Source organism: Polyangiaceae bacterium, assembly GCA_020633235.1.
Taxonomy (GTDB): domain Bacteria; phylum Myxococcota_A; class Polyangia; order Polyangiales; family Polyangiaceae; genus JACKEA01.
Window position 1 is genome coordinate 900,046 of the sequence record JACKEA010000004.1, and the last position, 19,645, is coordinate 919,690.

Sequence of the window (19,645 nt, forward strand, 5' to 3'; positions counted from 1 at the left end):
GTACCTTGGCTTTCCCGTAGCAGCCAGGTGACGGCCGACCCATCGGGGGGCAGGGGCGGCGCGTGTCGGTGTCGACGCGTTGGTTCCGCGGCGGACCAACAATCTCTTTCCCCAGGAAAAGCTGGGAAAGCGACCGGTCCGCAGTTTTCTTTACCTGCGCGGTATGATGCCGGGGCCCGCATGCCGAGCAGCGCCAGTGACCCTTTCTCGTGGGTGGAGCACACCATCGACGGGAAGTACCGTGTCGAGGCGCTGGTGGGGGAGGGCGGCTTCGGTGTGGTGTATCGCGCCACGCATTTGGGGTTCGACGAACGCGTGGCGGTGAAGTGCCTGCGCGTGCCCGAGAGCCTCGCCGGTGACGGCCAGGAGAAGTTCTACGACAGCTTCATGGACGAGGGCCGGCTCTTGCATCGGCTGTCCCGCGCCACCAGCGGCGTGGTGCAGGCGCTGGACGTCGGCGCCACGGTCTCACCCAACGGGATCTGGACGCCTTACATCGTGCTGGAGTGGCTCGAGGGGCGCAGCCTGGAAGACGACCTGAACCAGCGCGAGGAAGCGGGCCTCGGCGGACGTAGCATCGAGGAAGCCGTCGCGCTCTTGGACCCGGTGGCCCGCGCCATCGCGATGGCCCACGAGCAGGGCATCGTGCACCGCGATCTCAAGCCCGCAAATCTGTTCTTCACCGACGTGGGCGGACGCACCACGATGAAGGTGCTCGACTTCGGTATCGCCAAGGTGATGACCGAGGCCGCGGAGAACGACAGCGCATTCGAGTCCACGGGTCACTCTCTCAAGGCCTTTACGGCGCACTATGGCGCGCCCGAGCAGTTCAGCCGACGCTACGGCGCGACCGGGCCGTGGACGGACGTCTTCGCCCTCGCGTTGCTGTTCGTGGAGATCGTCACGGGTCGCCGGGCGCTGGAAGGAGTGGACGCACAAGAGCTGTTCGTGGCTTCGGCGGATCCCGATCACCGTCCCACCCTCGGGGCCATGGGCGTTGAAGCGTCCGAGGAGCTCGATGCGGTGCTGGCGCGAGCTCTCGCCGTGGAGCCCAAGGCGCGCTTCCGGAGCTGCGCGGATTTCTGGAACGGCGTGCTCTCGGCGATGGGTGAAAAGACGCTGTTGCCGTCGCCCTCGCCGCCCACGGCACTGAGTCTGTCCATCGCGGACACGGTGGTGGCGATGGCGCCGCCGGTGCCCGATGCAGTCCCCACGCAGATGGCGCCGGCGCCGCGAAGTCACGCGCGGGTGCTCGCCCTGGTGGGCGGCGCGGCGGCAGTGTTCGGCGTGATCATCGCCGTCGCGGTGGCGACGCTCTTCGGTGGCCGGGCACCGGTCCCCGCGGCGTCGATCGCGTCGGTGGCACCCTCGGCGTCGGTCGCCAAGGAGGCGCCGTCAGCGGACATCGAGACGCTGCTCACGGCCGCGCCGCCACGGCGAGTGGCCTCGGGCACGGTGGCCGGCGAGTCCCGCTGGCTCGACGATTTCAAAGTGGTGCGCGCACCGGACGCCTACGGCAAGACCCTGAGCCAGTCCCAGGCGCAGTGCGCGGCCAGCGGCATGGCGCTGTGCACGGAAGCGCAGTGGGCGCGGGCGTGTGAGGCCTATCCGGATCTCGGGCGCAGCGCATCTTGGACGCTCACCGCCCATCCGAGCGGCTTCGTGATCCGCGGCGGCGCGGGCTGCTCCGTGCGCGCGGTGGCCTCCGGGGCTTCCACGGCGGTAGACCGCGGCGCGCTGTGCTGCGAGCGCAACGTGGCGCTGGAGAGCAACAACGCCAACGCCACTTTCCTCACGGCGACGGCGACGCGTCTCGTGAACCTGGAAGCGACGCTCAATCGCCGGCAGGCCGGGGTGTTCTCCGCGCTGGTGGCCGACTACGTGCGGGTGGACGACAAGCGCGTGCCTCGCAAGAAGATGCAGAGCCTGTTGGAGGATTCCTTCCGCCGCTGGCCGGACCAGTGGTTCGTGTTGGATACCTGCACCGTGAGCGTGAACGCGCCGACCAAGCGCCGGGTGCTGCGCAAGAACCGCTACCGACGTCGGGTGAAGACCACGGTCGTCACGGAAGCCGCCAGTTGGCTGGCGGAATGCTCGGAGCTTCGCCAACGGGGTGGCGAGTTCGCCGTGACCACCGTAGCCTACACCTTCGGTGGCAGCGGCAAGCTCCAGGCAGTACACGACATCAAGACCACACGGCCCTGGGCGCCGCCCTGAGCTCGCGTGGCTCTTGCTCGTGCTCGGCTGTGAGCCGAGCCCCACGCGGAGCGTGAAGGCGTCCGAGGCGCCCCCGGTCGTCGCACCGGCGCCGGCTCCGAAACGGACCGCGCCAGCCCCCGTTCGCGAGGCTCCGAGCGCACCGGAGACCACGCTGGGAGTGGGCGACACCGGCGTGTTCGACGATCTGCGAGACCGGGTGCAGCTGCCGGCACCCAGCGGCAAGGACATCCGCTTCGACGTGGACCGCCGGCACGGCGTGTTGGTGGCGTACGGCGATGGCACGCCGCAGAAGGTCTATCCCCTGGGCGGTTCGGCGCGGCTCAGCGTGGGCGGACAGGAGCTCGCCTTGCGCCCCGGCGACCGCGCGGAGCTTTCGCCCCTGGCCGCGCGGGCACAGCTGCGAGACGCGGAAGCGAGCGACGACGCGGACGGTGACGGCATCCCGAACTCCCTCGACGTGCTCATCGGTGCGCTCAAGGCAGAGGCGAACGGCGCCGCCTATGACGACGGCTACTTCAACCTGAAGTATCCAGGCGGCGATCCGCCGCGCACTCACGGTGCTTGTGTCGACGTCATCGTGCGCGCGGTCCGCAACGCGGGCATGGATCTACAGGCGGCAGTGCACGACGACATCCGCGCAGCACCCGCGCTCTACGGAATCACGCGACCCGACTCCAACATCGACCATCGGCGCGTGCGCACGGTGATCAAGTACTTCAAGCGGCACTGGGAAGCGCACACCCCCGCGCTGGACGATCCCAGCGACCCGCTCCAGCCGGGCGACGTCGTGTTCCTCGAGACCATCGCCGCGCGGCCGGGACCGGATCACGTCGGCGTCGTCACCCGCACGCGCGGCGAGACGGGCAAGCCGCTGGTGATCAACAACTGGACCACCGGCTACACCACTCGAAAGATGGACTTGCTCTCGCTGGTCCCCGTCACCCACCGCTTCCGCTTTCCGCGGCGCTAACGGCGTTTTGCCCGGGCGCGGGCCTGATTGTGGCGGCCGATGCGAGTGATGATGGGCCGCACCCAGGTGCCGAGCTCCGGAAGCGCGCCCACCAGCCGGGCCATGGGCGCCTGGCCGGAACGAGGGACGGTGACGAGCACCTCCATGGGTCGGAGCACGAGGGCGCGGTCCATGATGGCGTCCACCACTTCCTGAGCCGTCAGCATGCGGGGTGCGGAGAAGGTGAGCGCCGCCTCGTCGTGATCGACCTGCGCGTCGAGCATGGGCGTGTCCACGGGACCGGGACACACCGCGGTGACGTACACGCCGTGCGCCTTGAGCTCCTGCGCGGCCGCCAGCGACCACGCGCGTACCGCGTGCTTCGACGCGCTGTACGCCGCGAGGCCCGGCACCGGCACCAGCCCAGCAATGCTGGCCACGTTGATGATGTGCCCGCCGCCCTGCTCGATCATCACGCGGGCCGCCGCGTTGGTGCCAAACATCACGCCCTTCACGTTGACGTCGATGGTGAGGCCCACGTCCGCCGGCGTCATTTCGTGCACCCACTTGGCGACCAGGTGACCCGCGACGTTGCACAGCACGTCCAGTCGACCGAACCGATCCTTGGCGTGCGCGATGCACTCGTCCCAACGTGCGGCGTCGCGTACGTCGAGGCTCATCGTCTCCACGCCATCGCCGTGCGCTTGGCGGAGTCCGTCTTGGTTGACGTCCGTCGCGAGCACGCGGTGACCCCGCTCGGAGAGCTCCCGCGCCAGTGCGAGGCCAATGCCGCTGGCTGCGCCCGTGACCAAGAACACTTTGGAATCGCTCACTTGTCGTCCTTCCACTGTCGGTTTGAGATCTCGCTCCGGGCACGATAGGGATTTATCGCATGCGCGTCGCGGTCTCCTTCGCGGCGGTCCTCGTGTTGGTGTCCAGCTGCGCCAGCGAGCGGCCCGAGCCGCTCTACGCGCCGGCTCCTCCGCCGCCCAGCGTGCCGCCGCCCACGCCCGAGGCGCCGGAAACCGGTGGCGGGAGTGCCACGCCGGAGCCGAGCCCGGTCGGCACTTCCACGCGGCCGCTCCGGGTATTGCACGGCGAGGCGACGTACTACTCGAACAAGCTCTCGGGGCGCTCCACGGCCAGCGGCGAGCCCTATGATCCGAAGAAGCTGACCGCCGCTCACAAGACGCTACCTTTTGGCAGCGTCGTGCGCGTGATCAACGAGCGCAGCGGCCAGAGCGTGGTCGTGCGCATCAACGATCGCGGTCCCTTCGGCCCGGCGTCTCGCGTCATCGACGTTTCGTACGCCGCCGCAGAGCGCCTAGGAATGATCCGCGCCGGAGTGATCCGCGTTCGCGTCGAGGTGCTGCGCTAGGCGCAGTGCCCGCTGCTGCAGGTTCCAGTGCAGCACTGCGATGGGTCCTTGCACGTGGCGCCCGCCGAGAGGCACTGGCAGACGCCTTCGCCGGACGCCTTCAGCGTGCAGCAAGTGCCCGCAACCTGACCCGTTGCATTGACGGGAGCGCAGCAGACCGTGCTCGTGCCGTTGGCCGGGATCTGGCATTCCAAGCCCGTCATGCATTGGAACTTGGCCGTGCAGGCGACGAACGCACTCTTCCGGCATTGTCCCGCCGCGGTGTCGCACCCCGCTGCGCCGCAGCACGACGTGCCAGAAACGCAGGCCGTGTTGATGGGCGCGCAGCACGTTCCCGTCGTCGACGTGCCCGCGATGGCACACGTGCGCGTGGCCCCACAGCATTTGCTGCCGGAGTTGCACGGCTTGTCGTCCGGGACGCAGCACACGCCCTGACAGGCCTGATTGCCGCAGCACTCGTTCTGATCCGTGCACGTGTTCCCGGACGGCGTGCACGTCGTGCCGCCGACGCCCCCCGCGTTTCCCACCGCGCCGAAGCCGCCAGTGCCGCCCTGTCCTGCGACGCCCCCGGTGGCCCCGACGCCCCCCGCGTTTCCCACCGCGCCGAAGCCGCCAGTGCCGCCCGCGTCCGCGCCGCTCGCGCCGCCGGCGTTTCCCGCCCAGCCGCTCGTTCCCACGGTGCCGCTCGCGCCCCCGCCGCTGCCTCCGAGCCCCGCGTCGTCGTCCTGATAGACGATGTCGTTGCCGCTGCAGGCGGCGATCACCAAGGCGAAAGCGACGATGCTGCGACGCATGTCGCCGACCAGCGTATCACGCTGTTACCGCGGCGGGTCGACATCAGGAATCGATAGAATGTCGGTTCGCCGCGGTAACGGCCCGTCACGCGCTCACCCGGACCTGTACGCCGCGGGCCCGGAGCCTTGCGGCCAGGGCGTCCATCCACGCTTCGGAAACCGCACTGAGATCCGGCGCTTCGGGCTGCAGGGACGGCCGCGCCAGGGTGTAGAGCAGAACCCCTTGGAGCGGCACACCGCCCTCGCACAGGCCGGCGATGGCGTCGACGTACGCCGCCATCTCCGCGTCGCTCGGCGGCTCGCCCTGCCAGGCAAAGACACACGTCTGCACCCAGGTAGGGCACAGCTCCGCCGCGGCCCGGAGCTTCGCGAGGTGCTCCGCGGGGGGCACGGCATTCGAGTTGATACGGCGCGTGCCCTCGCTGGTGACGCTGTCCACCTTGAACCAGATCTCTCCCGACAGCTCTGCCAGACGACGTAGCGCGGCCTGTACCCGCGGCTTTCCCGACATGGATCCGTTGGTGATCAGCACGACGCGGATCTTGCCCAACAGATCCAGGTCCGCGAGCACGCGGCCGATGAGCTCCACGGCCTCCGCGAACTGAGGCGAGGTCGTGGGCTCTCCATTGCCCGAGAGGGCGACGTCGTTCAGGCGTCGGGAGCCCTCGGGAACCGAGCGCTCCATGAAATCTCCGTGCACGATGTCTTCCAGCATGTGCCGGAGCTCTTCCTCGAGCTTCGCGAGATCGATGGGTGGACCCTTGCCGAAGCTGAGGTTCGGAACCTGACAGTAGACGCAGCGCCAGTTGCAGGCGTCGTTGGGGTTCAGGTTCACGCCCACCGACACGCCGCCGGCGCGGCGCGAGACGACGGGATACACGTAGGTCATGCCCGCGGCGTCGCGGTCGTGGTTCACCACGCTGAGCTTTGTCACGGACACGGGCCAAACCTACGGCCGACAGCCGCCAATGTCATGGCCGCGGTTCCGGCTCGGCGCGACCGGCGAGGCCAATGTCCACGGATCGCAGCCGCCAGCGACCGTCCTCTCGGCCGAGGACCAGCTCCGCCGGGCGCCGCGTGCGGTGCAAGTCGCCGCTCTGGGAGCTGCTGGTGGTCAGCTCGCCGCGAGCTTCGGCGCGATCCCCGTTCACGTCCACGCTGACGCGCTCGAGCGCCACGATGCGCACCGAACCCGACTCGGCCAGGCGAGTCGCTGCGGCAATGACGGCTTCCTCGCCCACGAGCTGCTCGCGCTGCTCGAAGCTCACGACCACGTCCTTGGCGAGCAGCGGCTCGAGGGTTTGACGAATGCGCTGGGCGTGAAGGACGGCGCTCTCCCCCTCCCGGGCGGACAGCGCCGTCGTCGCGTCCGCGAGCTCTCGCTCGATGCGGGCGTCGCTCGACCACACGTCGAGCCCCAGCCACAGCCCAAGGACCGCGACCACGGCCACGAGGGGGAGCCAGCGCCGGGGGAGCCGCATGGCGCGGCAGCATAGCGCCCCAAGGGAAGAAGGGCTGTGTCCGTACCGTACATGGTGCGCAGCCCTTCAGCAGGGGGAGAGCTCACGTGAAACTCGGATTGATTCGCTCGTTTTCCATGGCTCTGGCGCTTTCGGCGGTCGGGCTCTCGTCCACCGCCCAGGCGGAGGGGCCCAAGCCCCTGGCCGTGGAAAAGACGGTTCAGCCCGCCCGCGGCTGGAGCGACAAGAGCCCCGACGTGGGCGAGGCGGTGCGCTCGGGACAGCCCCTGGTGGTCGAGGTCTTCGTGCGGCTGTGCTCGGAGAAGCGGGGTGGGCCCTGCGGCAAGCACGAGGGCGCTGGCGAGGCCGACAACCTCGACGACAACATCTACTGGGGCGCGGTGTGGGGCGCCCGGCGCTACTTGAGCCGGGGCTACCTCGGCTGGAAGCCTGTGGAGACGGGACCGGGGGAGAGCTGGGAGCTCGAGCGCGCCGTGTTCTCTCGAAACCTCAGCGGCGCGCGCTGGGGCGTGAGCGGCGACATCGAGCAGATCGTCGTGCTGCACGCCATCCATGGAGATTCGGGTGAAGAGGCGTTGTCTCGCTTTCGGGATCGCGCCAGCGGCGGCGGCTCAGTGCACCTGAAAGACGGCCGCGACGTGTCGGTTCACGTGGTGGGCTTCATGGGACGCAATCCGCTGCTCAAGAACGGCAAGGTGCCCAAGGAGGTGGACCTGCCGGACTCGAGCTCCAGCTCGGGAGCGATCCCGTCCTTCTCCATCGCCGCCCACTCGCGAGAGACGCTGGGGCCGTGGCTCCTGGGCACCGGTTCCCGCGCCTTGCTGCTTGCCCGTGGACCGGTGGCTTCGGAAGCCTACATCCTGCAATCCGTGCTCGATGGCGTCGGCCACAACGACAACACCTGGAACGTGGAGCAGCGCACCATCAAGAGCTACGCCAAGTTCCAGAAGATCTCGGAGAAGGTGAGCGCCCTGTACTTCCGGCGCTACCTGCCCAAGAGCCTGTTGCCCCCCACGGGCTGACGCTCAGGCGCCGAGCTCGCTCAGGATGCCCTTCGGCATGCTCGGATCGCCGAAGTCGTCGAGCGGGCCGCCCTGGGTGTTGGTGAGACCCACGGCGGTGCCGAGGGTGTTCAAGAGCTTGGAGTGGTTGGTGTCGCTGCCGCCGCCGATCTCCAAGTATTGGCCCTGTTTGAGGTAGCCCCCGGCGCTGCCGGCGATCACGTAGGGAATGCGCTTGGCGGAGTGGGGCGGGCCGTTGCCGTTGTCGTTGTACCAAACGGCGATGCCGTCATCGATCAGCGTCTTGCCGTTGGCGCCCGGATAGGCCGACAGGCGGTCGAGCAAGTGACGGAACATCTGAGCGAAGTGCCGATCGATCTTGTGGTGTAGCAAATCCGAGCCCGGAATGATGGCGCCCGAGGAGTCGTGGGACGCCCGACGGTGCGAGATGTAATGGTAGTTGTCGTTCATCAGCTGCCCGCTGTCCGGATCCGGGTAGCGCGTGCTGCCATCGTTGCCGCTGCCCACCTGGATGGCCACGGAACGCGTGTAGCCACAGGCCACCGCCAGGGCAGCGATGTCCATGTGTAGCTTGGCGGTCTCGATCACCTCGAAGCCATCGGAGCTGTCGAAGCCCGGGGCCTGCCCTTCGAGGGCGGACTCCTGGTCCTTGGTCATGCGGCAAGACAGCGCCACTTCCAGATCACGCACGCTCTGCAGGTGGAGATCCAAGCGATCCTTGTCGGAGCTCGACAGCTCCGGACGGCTCATCAGCGTCTTGAGCTGCCCGCGCACGAGGTCGTTCACGCTCTTTTGGCGATCCACGAGCTCGGCCATCACCTCGGGGGACAAGCTCGCGTCACCACCGATCATGGTCTGGTACGCCGTCCAGGGGTCGTGTAGGGCGGAGCGCCGCGTGCCGGCGGCGCGGTAGGAGATGCAGGGTCCGCCGAGCCACCCGCTCTTGGTCCCGGCGTACATGAACAGGGAGTCCCGGCCGTTGGGGTTCAGCTCGGCGCCGATGCGATGGTCCAGGCTCTCGCCGGCCGCTTCGCTGTCTCCGGCGGCGCCGTTGACCGTGGGGCCCTGGGCAGTGAGGCCCTGCAGCGCGCCGCGGGCGTGGCCGTCGCCGTAGTCGAAGTTGTTCATGTTCACGTTGCCGACCACGAGCAGGCTCGCGAGGTAGTCGCCCAGCTCATCCAAGGCACGGCCGCTCACGTTGGCGGCGTCGAGGGCGCCCACGTTCTTGGGCCAGAAGCGCTCCGGCTCGTCCCCCAGCTCGCCGTTGGAGAGCGAGGACTGAACGCCGCAGGCCTGGCGGAAGAAGATCGCGAAGGTCTGGCCGCCGCTGGCCGCCACCGCACGTCGAGGCGCGAGGGACTCCAAGAGCGGCAGCGCGAGCGCCACGCCGCCGATGCCCTTCAGGACGATGCGACGAGAGACGGGCTTGGCGGGTTTCACTTCGAGACCTCCGGGCTGCGGTTCAGGTAGCTCTTGCTGGTGACCAGGGCGACGAGCACGTCCTTGAGGGAATCTCCGGCTCGAGAGCGCGCGCCCAGATCCGCGACCAGCTTGTCGTCTTGTGGGACTTCCTTGCGCCCGAAGGCGTACTCGACCCAATGCTTCGCGTAGCATTGGTGCACGCCGGGGCTTTCGGCCAGCACGTCGGCGAGCTCCACGCCGTTCTTCACCGGCGTGGGCTGTCCGTCCACCAACGGAGAAGCGGTGGAGTCCACGTCGAAGCCGTTGTCCTTCGTGCGGTAGGCGCCCACCGCGTCGTAGTTCTCGAAGGGGAAGCCCAGCGGGTTGATCTTGGTGGAGTGACAGCCGGCACAGGTGCTGCCCGGCTGCTCCGTGTGATCCGTCACGGTCTCGCGATTGGTGCGCCCACCCGCCGCGGGCAGGGGCGGGACGTTCCCCGGCGGCGCTGCCACGCTGAGGCACACGATGCGGCGAGCCAAGAAGGCACCGCGGTGGATCGGATCCGGATCCGCGGAGGTGGCGTTGGCTGCCAAGAACCCGACCTGGGTGAAGATGCCGCGGCGCTTGGTGGCGTCCAGCTCCACCGGTGTGAGCTCGCTGCCGAAGCTGCCGCTGACGCCGTAGATCTTCGCCAGCTCGTCGTTCACGAAGGTGCGGTTGCTGGTCAGGATCTCCTTGTAGCCGCCGCCGTTGTCGAACACGTCGCTCAAGAAGGCGCGATTTTCCTCGCGGGCGAGGTCCGCCAGGTTCGAGGGCGCGTCGGGGAACAGGGCCGCCAAGGGTGAGATGCTGTCGTAGCGGTCGATGTCCAACAGGGCGTGGTGGAAGCGCAGGATGACGTCCTCTGCCCTGGGGTCGTCCAGCATGCGCCGCGCCTGCTTTTCGACCACGTCTTGGTTTGCCAGCTCGCCGGTCTCCGCAGCGTCGAACAACGTGTCGTCGGGCATCGTGTTCCACAGCGTGTAAGACAGGCGCGAGGCCACCTCCCACGCATCTAGTGGGATCACGCTGCCGACCTTCTTGTTGCTCTCCTCGATGCGGTACAGAAAGTAGGGCGACTGGAGCAGCGCTTGCAGGCACAGGCGCACGCCGGCTTCGAAGGCCGGTGTGCCGGTGAACAGCGGCGGCGCTTGGTCGAAGAGCGAAACCAGCTCGCTCACTTCTGCGTCCGTCAGCGGGCGGCGATAGGCGCGGCGACCAAAGCTCTTCACGAATTCCGTAGCGCGGGCGGTGGCGTCGCCGGTGTCCGGCGGCAGGATGTCCTCGAGCACCTTGGCGTCCTTCATCACCAGGTCGACCACGTCCGTCGCTGCACGCTGGTAGCCGCTCCAAAGCGCTTGGTCCACGCTGAGCGAGTTGGCGTTGTTGTCGAAGATGTAGCCGCTCGTCTTCGGGTCCGTCACGAAGGTGCTGGAGAGGCCCGTCGTGTCCGACAGTCCGAACAGATCCCGTACCGTGTTCTCCCACTGCTGGTGGGTGAGGCGCGCCACGCGGGGCGCGGGGGACAGCGCGTTCTGGCCCGTGGCGGAGCCACCGCCGGGGCCTCCCGGCCCGTTGGCGTCGTCCGCCCCGGGCTCGCTGATGAAACCTTCGCAGCCACCGATGAGGAGGGCGGCGGCCAGCACGGCCCAGGCCTGGGGCTTGATCGAGGTCAACACAGGGCGCGGAAGTGCAGCGTCCATGCCACGCGGAAGGCCCGCGAAATCCACGATCAGCCCCCGACCCGGTGCGACGTGGGAGGTCGCACCGGACCTCCGGCGTCCTACTCCCCGAAGGCGAAGAAGGTGGTCGAGATGCGCCAGCTGCCTCCATCGGCGACCTCGCCGATCTGGAAACGGAAGCTGTGGCTGCCCGGCGTGCTGAGCTCCGGCACGTCGAAGTCGTACGCGGGCGTGACGCTACCCGGGCACCAGTTCGCCCGCGGGGCCTTCACGCTGGCGATCGCTCCGCAGGGGTTCTCCTGACAGTAGTCGAAGCCGCCGTTTGCCGGCCCTTGGTGCGCGATGGTGCACAGCGTGTCGCAGTCGTCGCGCCAAGGCATCACGTCGGTGAACGACTTTTCGTCGACGAACAGAGCGTGGGTGCGCAGACAGAATTCTTCCGCCGGAGACAGTCCACAACCGGACGCGCCCGTCACGCCACCGTGCCCGGTAGCGCGGTACTCGAGACGCGAGGACGTGGTTCCTTCCGGAACCTCGAACGGAATCGCCGCAATGGGATCGGGCTTGGTTTGCGATCCGTTGAACAGCGACTTCACCGCCAACACCTTGCGCGGCGCCGTCCCCGGCACCACGTCCAGGTGTGCGGATACGAACCATCCGCCATCGGATCCCGACACCTGACCGGCGCCGTCCGACCAGGTGGGGATCACCACCTTCAACGTGTGCTTGCCCGGCAGCCCATTGGCGACGTCGGTCACGTCCACGTCCAGGTGTAGCGGACCACCGAAGGGCGTGATGGCGCGCACCAGCTCGATGCCCGGCGGGTCGGTCGCAGGATCCGCGGCGGGATCCAGATAGAACTCGAAATTGCGATCGAAGGCGTCGCAATCGGCGGGCCAGTTCTGTCCGCTCGGCGGCGGATTGTCCTGCCATTTGTCGAACGGGTAACAGGTGGTGTCGAGATCGACGACCAGCGTCACCTTCTCGAACGGACCCGCGCCGAAGTCGACGTCGGTGAGCGCGTGCTGGAAATTCTCCTTCGAGCTGTCGCTGTTGATGCGCACCTTGTCGAAGGCGTCGACGGTGTACGGTGCCGGTGGCGCCGTGGTGTCTGCCCCCGCATCTCCCGCGCCGCCGCCGGACCCCCCGCTGGGCGCTGCTGCTTCGTCGTTGGAGCTGCAAGCGACCAGTCCTAAGAAGAACACGAGACAAACCGCGCGAAGCATCGCTTCAGCGTACCATGCCGCGCTACTGTGCACGTATGCGATTCGCTGCTGCATTCGTCGTCACGGTTTCGGTGAGTTGCTCTCCGACGCCGTCACCCCAAACGCCGAAGAGCGATGGCACGCGCCTCGAGCGGCAAGCGGACGGCAGCTGTCTGCTCACGGAGGAGATCAGCTGTCCACCAGAAGCGAGCTGCAACCCGCCGCCGCCGCGGCGCGTGAACTGCGACACCCGCGAACCCGTCCCCGATGATCCACGTCCGCCGCGCGGACAGCCCGGCCCGCCGCCCTAGCGTCGCGCCAACTCCGCTGTCTCATTCTGGATTGTCGGCTTCGCTGCACGCGGCGAAGAAACTGTGCTGAGCTGAAAGCGTTGCGGTTCATCTTCGGACGAAATGACGACGCAGAAGCCGGCGCGCGGGACGAGCTCCTGTCACGCATGGACGCGTTTTGGAAAGAGCTGTCCGCAGTGGGCCTCGAGCGCCTCGAACCGAGCGCCGCGCGTCGCCAAGTTGCCGAGCGCCTCGCCGAGCTTCACCCGGCCATCGACTGCGAGGTCCTCGAGCGAACCCTGGTGCTGACGCCTCGGGGCGAACGCCGACTCCGGCCCTGGGTGAATGCTCTGGTGGCGCGCGCGCCAGAGCTCGGCGGCCTCACGGTGGCGGGATACGGGCCGCCCCTCTCGCTTTCCGCTGCCCTGGGCCGGGCGCGGGTGGAGACCGGGGTCGACCTCGCCGGCAGCGAGGTGCGCGCCGGGTTTGGTCGCGGTCACCTGCTGGATCTGGTGTTTCACTCGCCGGAAGCCACCAGCGCCGCGGACGAGCGGGTGCTCACGGCGGCGGAGTGCTGCGCCGAGGCCGTCCTCGGGGAGCGCGTATTCGACGACTGGATCGGGACGGTGAGCGTGACCCCGGCGCCCCGCCGCGGACCGCTCCGGGTGGTGAGCGACGACGAGCCCCGGCTGCCCCTCGCGGAGCTCGGGCCCAGCGTGCGCGCCGCCATCGAAGGTGTGCTCTCGGGGCTGCCGGCGGCGGAGGACGGCTGGACGTTGTTCGAGACCGAGCCGCCGTTGGCTTCCGACTACGCGCGGCAGGACGACCTCGCCGTGGCCACCACTTGCGCCCCGGAGCTCCTCAAGTGTTTTCTGGAGGGCGCACCGTTCTCGTCCAAGCGCTTCTCGCGCAGCGGCGAGGTGTTCGCCTACCTCAAGCTCGAGAGCAAGGGCGCTTCCGAAGAACGCCTCGCGTTTCGGACCGAGGTGGAAGACGCCCTCGCTCGCGAGCTGCCGCCTGGCTTGGGCCGCGTAATCGGCAATGGGCTCGGGGTTCGCTACGTGTACGTAGATCTCGCGCTTCGAGATCTGGGCAAGGCTCTTCCCATTTTGGTTGCTGCGGCGCGGGCACACCGCGCCGACGTACGGAGCTGGATCCTGTTCTGCGACAGCGATTGGTCGGACGAGTGGGTCGGCGTTTGGGACGCCACGCCGGCGCCGCCCAGGGCGTCAGTCGAACACGCGCCGTAGCAGTCGCGACAGCTCCACCAGCACCGGGTCGTCTTCGAGCCGCGCCAATGCCGCCCGCACCTTGCCGATGGTGGGATCCACGAACTGCAAGAAGTCGGGGTTCTTCCGCACTCGGTCGATGAACACGAAGCGCCCGGCGTCCTTCAGCTTGCGCTGGACCGTCACGATGTCGAACTCGCGCCCCACGAGGCGGCGCTCGTCCGCACCGAGGCCGGAGATCTCGGCGTACTCGTCCAGTCGATCCTCGATGAAGGCGCGATCGAACGTCTGATAGCTGTCGCTCAGAAGGGCGACGAGGTCGTACACGCGGGGGCCGAGCAGCGCGTCCTGGAAGTCGATCCAGACGAGCTCCGGCGGTGAGCCGCGCACCATGAGGTTCCGGCTCTGGTAGTCGCGGTGGACGAAGCGCCGTGGCCAGCTCGCGATGGTGTGCGCCAAATGCTCGGCCGCGCGAGCGAAGCTCTCGCGGTCCGCGTCCGTCAGGGGGACGTTTCGCGCGTCGAGGGCCCACTCGCGGAAGTGGTCGACTTCCCAGCGCAGCAGATCTTCGTCGAAAGCGCGGGTGCGCACCACGGAATCCGCCGGCAGCGGCTCGAGGGCCAGCTGCGCGCGGGCCAGATCGCGAACTGCGGCGCGGTACATCTCCGTGCGCTCGGACGGGTTCAGCTCGAGATAGCGAGCCAAGGTGTCGTCCCCCAGATCCTCCACCAAGATGAAGCCGTGCTCGCAGGCTTCGCCCAGGAGCCGTGGCACTCGAATCCCGCGTCCCTCGAGCAGCTCCTGCACCTCGAGGAAGGGCCAGCGGTGCGCCGCGTGACCGCCCTTGTCGATCTCGTCGGAGCGGGTGGCGTCGGGCACGTACATGCCGATGGCGCTGCCGCCCTGCGGCAGCGCCACCCGGAAGAACTGGCGCGTGGACGCGCCGCCCGGCATGGGCTCCGCGGCGAGCGGGTCGGCGCGGCCCGAGACGCGCTGCACGAGCGCCTCCAAATGCTCGAGTGGGGGCGATTGTGTCATGAGCCGAGCGGAACTTAGAGCGTCTTTGCTCCCAAGGGAACAGCCCGAGCACGTAGGATCGCGGGTGATGCCCCTCGCGCCTCTCGGAGATGGATGGCACCCGCTGCTTTCCCGGGCACGGGACCAGATCGCTCAGGAGCTCCGAGACGTGACGCTACCGGAGCTTCCCCTCGCACCCCTCGCCAAGCTCCTGGATCTCGTCGCCGTGTGGAACGCCCGCACGGACCTGACGGCGGCGCGGGACCCCGCGGCGCTCGTGGATCTGTACTTGCCGGACGCGCTCGTGCTTGCGGCCGGCGCCAGCGGGCATTGGGTGGACGTGGGCAGCGGTGGCGGCGCGCCGGCGCTCACCTTGGCGTTGCTCTCGCCGGAGCTGTCCCTCACGTTGGTGGAGCCGCGAGACAAACGCGTCGCGTTCCTCCGGACCGCGGTGGGCGAGCTGCGGCTGTCCCGCGTGAACGTGCGCCGCGCGCGCAGCGACGCGCTCGACAGCGCGAGCTTCGACGTCGCCGTGTCGCGCGCGACGCTCTCGCCGGAAGAGTGGTTGGCCGAGGGTGCGCGACTCGCGACGTCCGCGGTGTGGGTGTTGCTGGCCCGCGGCGCCGCGCCGGCGCTGGACGGCTTCGCCGTCGATCGCGAGCTTGCGTATTCCTGGCCGGCGTCTGGGGCGCCGCGCCGCGCGCTCCGTTACGTTCGAGCCACGTCATGAGCGGCGCGCCGGGGCTCGCGCCGCCCCGACAACAGCTGCTGCTGAAGAAAGGTGCAGGGGAGGTGGCGGGGCAGGACCGAGCCGCCCATCCCTTCCGAACCGCAAAGTGGGGCTCCCAGTGCCTGTTGTGTCGCACCTGCGGTAACTACGTCAGCACACCGGACATACAGTGTTGTCCGGATGGTCGATCGAGTGAATATCGCTTCGAAAACCCAGTTGGTCGTGTCTGCGAGATCATCACTTTGCACAATGCATGGAGCCTCCAAATGGTCGGCTCCGCGCACCTCGAGCACACCTGGTTTCCCGGCTATGCCTGGCGCGTCGCGCTGTGCGGACGCTGCGGAAACCACCTGGGCTGGCGCTTCGAAGCTCGGAGCTCGGCTGCTGCAGGGCCGCAATTTTTCGGTCTCCTCGTCAGCGAGCTCGTTCTTGGAGCGTCTCCCGAATAGCTCTCCTCAGGGAAGGTTTCAGGGAACGCTACGGTAGAATGGGCGTTACACCCCGCTTCTCGTCAGTGAATCGGGAGCACGCCGACAACGTCCAACGCGCACTTGAAGGAGTCTGAATCGATGAACCGTCGCCGTCTTTTGATCGCCACTGGCGTTGCCGCCGCTCTGTCGTTCTCGTTCGCCGCTTCCGCGAAGTTCGCCGGCATTGGCGACAACGACGTGAAGTTCCTGGCCATCGGTCCTGCCGGAATGAAGATCAACGGCAAGGGCGACAAGCTCAAGGCCTCCGAGGCAAACGGGAAGATCAAGATCTCCGTCCCCATCGACTCCCTGGAAACCGGGATCGGCCTTCGGGACAAGCACCTGAAGCGTGACCTGCACGCAGCGGATCATCCGGATGCCATCTTGGAGGTCGAGCGCAGCAAGTTGAAGGAGCCCGAGGACAAGAAGACCTCCAGTGGGTCCGCCAAGGGCAAGTTCACGCTGAACGGCAAGACCAAGGAGATCTCGTTCCGCTACAAGGCCAAGCGCACGGGTAGCGACTATCACGTGCAAGGTCGGGCCACGGTGGACATCCGCGACTACGACATCGAGGTGCCCTGCTACCTCGGCGTTTGCGTGAAGCCCGAGGTCAAGATCGCCGTCAAGTTCAAGCTGCGCGACAAGTGAGCAGCTCGGATAGATTGACGTAACCAAAATCCTGCGCGAAAAGACACCGATGCTTGCCGGTGCTTCGCGGCGACAGACGGGCCGTGCCCTCCGGGCCGGCCCGTATCTGTTCCGAATCCTCGTTCCGCTGGCCGCGCTGTTCGTCGTGGCCAGTTGGACAAAGTCAGCCCACGCCTACGCTTGGATGATTCGGCACGGCTACGGCGGCTGCAACGTGTGCCACGCGGATCCGTCGGGCGGTGAGCTGCTCACGGCCTATGGTCGCGCGCAGGGGGACCTGCTGCTGCGCATGCGCTACGGCAAGGACACCGTGTCCGGTGCGGCCAGCGAAACCAGCGGCGCCAGCACCGAGTCCTTCGACGACTTCGACGACTTCGACAGCGGCGAATCCGAGGCCGGGGACGGCAAGGAGAGTGGCGGACCGGTGATCTTCGCGGCCAAGAAGGGCACGAAGGAAAAGGCCGACACCAAGGGGGAGGGAGAGTCCGGCAAGGCCACCAAGAAGGAAGACGACTCCGGCTCGGCGGGAGACGAGGCCAGCGGTCCCAGTCCCAGCGCGGGCTTCTTGTGGGGGCTGATCACACCGCCGGACTGGATGCTGCTCGGGGGCAGCTATCGCCATCTGCTCGTCTACAAGAACAGCAAGGTCACCACCTTCCCGATGCAGGCCGACTTCTACGGTCAGGTCGCCTTCGGCGCGGTACGCGTCGCCGGCAGCATCGGCATCGCCAAGGTCAAACCCGGTTCTCCGCACGCGCGGGCAGCCCAAGTGACCACCAACCAGGGCGACCAGATGAACCTCATCTCGCGCAACTACTGGTTGGCCTTCGACTTCGGCGCGCAGAAGGCGTTCACGGCGCGGGTGGGGCGCTTGAACCTGCCCTTCGGCGTGCGCATTCCGGAGCACACCATGTGGGTGCGGGAAGCCACGCGCACGGATCGCGAGTCGGATCAGCAGCATGGCGTGGCGCTCGCCTACAACGGTCCCAAGTTCCGCGGCGAGGCGATGGCCATCGCCGGCAACTACCAGGTGAACCCGGATCGCTATCGCGAGCGGGGCTACAGCCTGTTCATCGAAACGCTCGTGACCGAGCCTTTCGCTACCGGCGTCAGCAGCTTGATGACGGTCGCGCAGTCCGACATCTCCACGTTGGAGGAAGAGAAGACCGTGCGCGGCGCCCATGGCATCTTCACCCGCCTGAAGATCAGCGAGCCGCTGGTCGTCCTGGCGGAGGCGGACGCGCTGCACAAGTCTCGGCGAGATCTGGGCTACGCGGCCTTCTTGCAGCTCGACTACGAAGCGGTGCAGGGGCTGCACTTCGGCGGCACGGGAGAAGTGTTGGACAGCGGCTACGAGCGAGCAGCCAGCAACGTGCCCGGTATCGACGTCGCACGGAGCCCTGGCTTCGGCAAGCCGCAGCTCGGCGGCTGGCTCACCGTGGATTGGTTCTTCCTGCCGCATTTGGAAGCGCGGGTGGACGCGGTCTTCCGCCAAGACAATCCCTTCACCTTGCTGGGGCAGCTCCATGCGTACCTGTGACAAGCTTTCCGCATTGATGCTCGGCGCTGCGCTCTTGGTCGTAACGCCCCAGGCCTCGGCGTCCTCCAGCTACCCGGGCGAGATCCAGTCGGCGTTGAACATGGACTGCGCGCCGCCCTGCACCGTGTGCCACCGAGATCAGAACGGTGGCACGGGCACGGCGCAGAAGCCGTTCGCCCAGGCGATGATCGACGTCGGAGACCTGGTTGGGCAGGACGCGGCTCTGGTGAAGCCCGCCCTCGACAAGCTGGCCGCTGCAGGTACGGATAGCGACGGTGACGGCACCTCGGACGTGGACGAGCTGCGCGCCGGTACCGACCCGAACATCGCCGGGGACTCGCCCATCTGCGGTCCCACCTACGGCTGCGGTGCCCACGTGGCGCGAGAGCAGTCGGTGGATCCGTCAGCGTTGCTGCTCGCGGCCATCACGGCCTTGGGGCTGGTCGCGCTGGGCCGTCGGCGTCGCTGAGACTCAGTCCGTCGAGGCGTCGCTGACGCCGGCGTCGCTGCCGGCGGAGCCCGCCGAGCCGCCGCTGCCGGCCGCGCCGGCACTTCCGCCCGCGCCGGCCGCGCCTGCGGAGCCACCGCCGCCGGCCGCGCCTGCGCTGCCGCCGCTGCCCGCGGAGCCGCGCCACTTCCGGCGCCGCCGCCGCTGCCCGCGGAGCCGCCGCTGCCGGCGCTACCTGCGTTGCCCGCTGCGCCACCAGTGCCCGCGGTGCCGCCGGTTCCGCCGCCGCCACTGCCGCCGGCCGCCGAAGCGTCGCCACCCTCGTCGATCTTGCTGCGGTCGACGTCCGTGATCAGCGCGCAGCCCGCGAGGCTGACGACACCCAAAAGCACCAGAGCGGAGTTGCGAATCGAGCGCATCGGTCTCCTCGAAGGAATCTGACCCGAGACGAGGCGTCTGGGCCGCCGCCAACTCACCACCCGGGCTGGCTCTCGTCAAGTGAGTCGTGGTTTTGCCGCGGGTTTGGCTCAGTCCGTGCTGGCGTCGGTGCTGGCATCCGCGCCGGCATCGACGCCCGCGTCCGCCCCCGCCGCTCCAGCAGCCCCGGACGCACCGGCTGCACCGGCTGCGCCGGCCGCGCCTGCGCTGCCGCCGCTGCCCGCCGCGCCTGCCGCGCCGGCGGTGCCGCCGCTGCCGGCCATGCCTGCCGTGCCGCCGCTGCCAGCCATACCAGCCGTGCCGCCACTGCCGGCCATGCCTGCGGTGCCGCCGCTGCCCGCCATGCCTGCGGTGCCGCCGCTGCCCGCGGTGCCGCCACCGCTACCAGCGGTCCCTCCGGTGCCCGACGTTCCGCCCGTGCCCGACGTGCCACCCGTTCCGCCGCTGCCCGCCGAAGCGTCCGCCGTGCCGTCGTCGATCTTGTCGCGATCCACGTCGGTGATGAGCGTGCAGCTCGAGACCGACATCAAAGTGCCGACGCCGATCACCAGAGCGAGTCTTCCGAATGAACGCATTCCTAAACCTCGAGGCGGGAAGAAGCGGATTTGGCGAACATTTTTGACCTGGGCGCTCCACGGTTGCAAGCGTTGATCTCGGGGAAATC

At 68.3% G+C, this 19,645-nt stretch carries 20 protein-coding genes; 10 read left to right on the top strand and 10 right to left on the bottom strand.

From position 1 onward, the window contains the following. Nucleotides 1–180: 180 nt before the first annotated feature. Entirely contained in the window at nucleotides 181–2,217 is a 2,037-nt protein-coding gene (locus H6717_25410) for a protein kinase (protein ID MCB9580393.1), read from the top strand. 52 nt (nucleotides 2,218–2,269) lie between these two features. After that, entirely contained in the window at nucleotides 2,270–3,190 is a 921-nt protein-coding gene (locus tag H6717_25415; protein MCB9580394.1) for a DUF1287 domain-containing protein, read from the top strand. Here H6717_25415 and H6717_25420 read toward each other — a convergent pair. Continuing rightward, the gene (locus H6717_25420; GenBank protein ID MCB9580395.1) at nucleotides 3,187–4,002 is read right to left on the bottom strand and encodes an SDR family oxidoreductase; all 816 of its coding nucleotides are present in this window, start codon (nucleotides 4,000–4,002) and stop codon (nucleotides 3,187–3,189) included. The genes H6717_25415 and H6717_25420 overlap by 4 nt on opposite strands. A gap of 59 nt (nucleotides 4,003–4,061) precedes the next feature. Between H6717_25420 and H6717_25425 the strand changes: the two genes are divergently transcribed. Then, nucleotides 4,062–4,547: a septal ring lytic transglycosylase RlpA family protein gene (locus tag H6717_25425; protein ID MCB9580396.1), complete on the top strand. Its 486-nt coding sequence runs from the start codon at nucleotides 4,062–4,064 to the stop codon at nucleotides 4,545–4,547. On the opposite strand, the gene H6717_25430 is transcribed toward H6717_25425, so the two are convergent. From H6717_25430 to H6717_25440, 3 genes are all read right to left on the bottom strand, one after another. After that, nucleotides 4,544–5,341, bottom strand: a complete 798-nt coding sequence (locus tag H6717_25430) for a hypothetical protein (protein MCB9580397.1) — start codon at nucleotides 5,339–5,341, stop codon at nucleotides 4,544–4,546. The two genes, H6717_25425 and H6717_25430, sit on opposite strands and share 4 nt — an antisense overlap. 85 nt (nucleotides 5,342–5,426) lie before the next feature. Beyond that, nucleotides 5,427–6,230: a radical SAM protein gene (locus H6717_25435; protein MCB9580398.1), complete on the bottom strand. Its 804-nt coding sequence runs from the start codon at nucleotides 6,228–6,230 to the stop codon at nucleotides 5,427–5,429. A gap of 82 nt (nucleotides 6,231–6,312) precedes the next feature. Beyond that, nucleotides 6,313–6,822 (bottom strand): hypothetical protein, encoded by a 510-nt coding sequence (locus H6717_25440; GenBank protein ID MCB9580399.1) that lies wholly within the window; start codon nucleotides 6,820–6,822, stop codon nucleotides 6,313–6,315. A gap of 86 nt (nucleotides 6,823–6,908) precedes the next feature. On the opposite strand from H6717_25440, the gene H6717_25445 reads away from it, so the two are divergent. Further along, nucleotides 6,909–7,844: a hypothetical protein gene (locus H6717_25445; GenBank protein MCB9580400.1), complete on the top strand. Its 936-nt coding sequence runs from the start codon at nucleotides 6,909–6,911 to the stop codon at nucleotides 7,842–7,844. A gap of 3 nt (nucleotides 7,845–7,847) precedes the next feature. Here H6717_25445 and H6717_25450 read toward each other — a convergent pair whose 3' ends face one another. From H6717_25450 to H6717_25460, 3 genes are all read right to left on the bottom strand, one after another. Further along, nucleotides 7,848–9,284, bottom strand: coding sequence for a DUF1552 domain-containing protein (locus H6717_25450; protein MCB9580401.1), 1,437 nt, complete (start codon nucleotides 9,282–9,284; stop codon nucleotides 7,848–7,850). Next, nucleotides 9,281–10,795, bottom strand: a complete 1,515-nt coding sequence (locus H6717_25455; GenBank protein ID MCB9580402.1) for a DUF1592 domain-containing protein — start codon at nucleotides 10,793–10,795, stop codon at nucleotides 9,281–9,283. Before H6717_25455 ends, H6717_25450 begins: the two co-directional genes overlap by 4 nt. Nucleotides 10,796–11,067: 272 nt before the next feature. Further along, nucleotides 11,068–12,192: a hypothetical protein gene (locus tag H6717_25460; GenBank protein MCB9580403.1), complete on the bottom strand. Its 1,125-nt coding sequence runs from the start codon at nucleotides 12,190–12,192 to the stop codon at nucleotides 11,068–11,070. A gap of 35 nt (nucleotides 12,193–12,227) precedes the next feature. Here H6717_25460 and H6717_25465 point away from each other — a divergent pair, with 35 nt between their 5' ends. Both H6717_25465 and H6717_25470 read left to right on the top strand, forming a co-directional pair. Then, entirely contained in the window at nucleotides 12,228–12,482 is a 255-nt protein-coding gene (locus tag H6717_25465) for a hypothetical protein (protein ID MCB9580404.1), read from the top strand. Between the two features lie 80 nt (nucleotides 12,483–12,562). Beyond that, complete coding sequence (locus H6717_25470) at nucleotides 12,563–13,711, top strand: hypothetical protein (GenBank protein ID MCB9580405.1); 1,149 nt, start codon at nucleotides 12,563–12,565, stop codon at nucleotides 13,709–13,711. On the opposite strand, the gene H6717_25475 is transcribed toward H6717_25470, so the two are convergent. After that, nucleotides 13,691–14,728, bottom strand: coding sequence for a phosphotransferase (locus H6717_25475; protein MCB9580406.1), 1,038 nt, complete (start codon nucleotides 14,726–14,728; stop codon nucleotides 13,691–13,693). The two genes, H6717_25470 and H6717_25475, sit on opposite strands and share 21 nt — an antisense overlap. A 67-nt stretch (nucleotides 14,729–14,795) precedes the next feature. Between H6717_25475 and H6717_25480 the strand changes: the two genes are divergently transcribed. The 4 genes from H6717_25480 (at nucleotide 14,796) to H6717_25495 (ending at nucleotide 18,564) form a co-directional block, all read left to right on the top strand. Beyond that, nucleotides 14,796–15,437, top strand: a complete 642-nt coding sequence (locus H6717_25480) for a class I SAM-dependent methyltransferase (protein ID MCB9580407.1) — start codon at nucleotides 14,796–14,798, stop codon at nucleotides 15,435–15,437. 569 nt (nucleotides 15,438–16,006) lie between these two features. Next, nucleotides 16,007–16,555 (top strand): YceI family protein, encoded by a 549-nt coding sequence (locus H6717_25485; GenBank protein MCB9580408.1) that lies wholly within the window; start codon nucleotides 16,007–16,009, stop codon nucleotides 16,553–16,555. 184 nt (nucleotides 16,556–16,739) lie between these two features. Next, nucleotides 16,740–18,095 carry a hypothetical protein gene (locus H6717_25490; GenBank protein MCB9580409.1) on the top strand — a complete coding sequence of 452 codons (1,356 nt, stop codon included), beginning with the start codon at nucleotides 16,740–16,742 and terminating at the stop codon, nucleotides 18,093–18,095. Continuing rightward, nucleotides 18,082–18,564 carry a hypothetical protein gene (locus H6717_25495; GenBank protein ID MCB9580410.1) on the top strand — a complete coding sequence of 161 codons (483 nt, stop codon included), beginning with the start codon at nucleotides 18,082–18,084 and terminating at the stop codon, nucleotides 18,562–18,564. The genes H6717_25490 and H6717_25495 overlap by 14 nt, the downstream gene beginning before the upstream one ends. On the opposite strand, the gene H6717_25500 is transcribed toward H6717_25495, so the two are convergent. Together H6717_25500 and H6717_25505 are read right to left on the bottom strand one after the other, a co-directional pair. Beyond that, complete coding sequence (locus H6717_25500; GenBank protein MCB9580411.1) at nucleotides 18,453–18,962, bottom strand: hypothetical protein; 510 nt, start codon at nucleotides 18,960–18,962, stop codon at nucleotides 18,453–18,455. The two genes, H6717_25495 and H6717_25500, sit on opposite strands and share 112 nt — an antisense overlap. Nucleotides 18,963–19,070: 108 nt before the next feature. Continuing rightward, a complete protein-coding gene (locus tag H6717_25505; protein ID MCB9580412.1) occupies nucleotides 19,071–19,556 on the bottom strand; it encodes a hypothetical protein in 486 nt (161 codons plus the stop codon). Between the last annotated feature and the right edge of the window lie 89 nt (nucleotides 19,557–19,645).

Bases quoted from the DNA above. Each gene is read 5' to 3' on its own strand.
- H6717_25410 (MCB9580393.1), top strand. From the start codon at position 181: ATGCCGAGCAGCGCCAGTGACCCTTTCTCGTGGGTGGAGCACACCATC.
- H6717_25425 (MCB9580396.1), top strand. From the start codon at position 4,062: ATGCGCGTCGCGGTCTCCTTCGCGGCGGTCCTCGTGTTGGTGTCCAGC.
- H6717_25430 (MCB9580397.1), bottom strand. From the start codon at position 5,341: ATGCGTCGCAGCATCGTCGCTTTCGCCTTGGTGATCGCCGCCTGCAGC.
- H6717_25435 (MCB9580398.1), bottom strand. From the start codon at position 6,230: ATGACCTACGTGTATCCCGTCGTCTCGCGCCGCGCCGGCGGCGTGTCG.
- H6717_25440 (MCB9580399.1), bottom strand. From the start codon at position 6,822: ATGCGGCTCCCCCGGCGCTGGCTCCCCCTCGTGGCCGTGGTCGCGGTC.
- H6717_25460 (MCB9580403.1), bottom strand. From the start codon at position 12,192: ATGCTTCGCGCGGTTTGTCTCGTGTTCTTCTTAGGACTGGTCGCTTGC.
- H6717_25465 (MCB9580404.1), top strand. From the start codon at position 12,228: ATGCGATTCGCTGCTGCATTCGTCGTCACGGTTTCGGTGAGTTGCTCT.
- H6717_25475 (MCB9580406.1), bottom strand. From the start codon at position 14,728: ATGACACAATCGCCCCCACTCGAGCATTTGGAGGCGCTCGTGCAGCGC.
- H6717_25480 (MCB9580407.1), top strand. From the start codon at position 14,796: ATGCCCCTCGCGCCTCTCGGAGATGGATGGCACCCGCTGCTTTCCCGG.
- H6717_25485 (MCB9580408.1), top strand. From the start codon at position 16,007: ATGAACCGTCGCCGTCTTTTGATCGCCACTGGCGTTGCCGCCGCTCTG.
- H6717_25490 (MCB9580409.1), top strand. From the start codon at position 16,740: ATGATTCGGCACGGCTACGGCGGCTGCAACGTGTGCCACGCGGATCCG.
- H6717_25495 (MCB9580410.1), top strand. From the start codon at position 18,082: ATGCGTACCTGTGACAAGCTTTCCGCATTGATGCTCGGCGCTGCGCTC.
- H6717_25500 (MCB9580411.1), bottom strand. From the start codon at position 18,962: ATGCGCTCGATTCGCAACTCCGCTCTGGTGCTTTTGGGTGTCGTCAGC.
- H6717_25505 (MCB9580412.1), bottom strand. From the start codon at position 19,556: ATGCGTTCATTCGGAAGACTCGCTCTGGTGATCGGCGTCGGCACTTTG.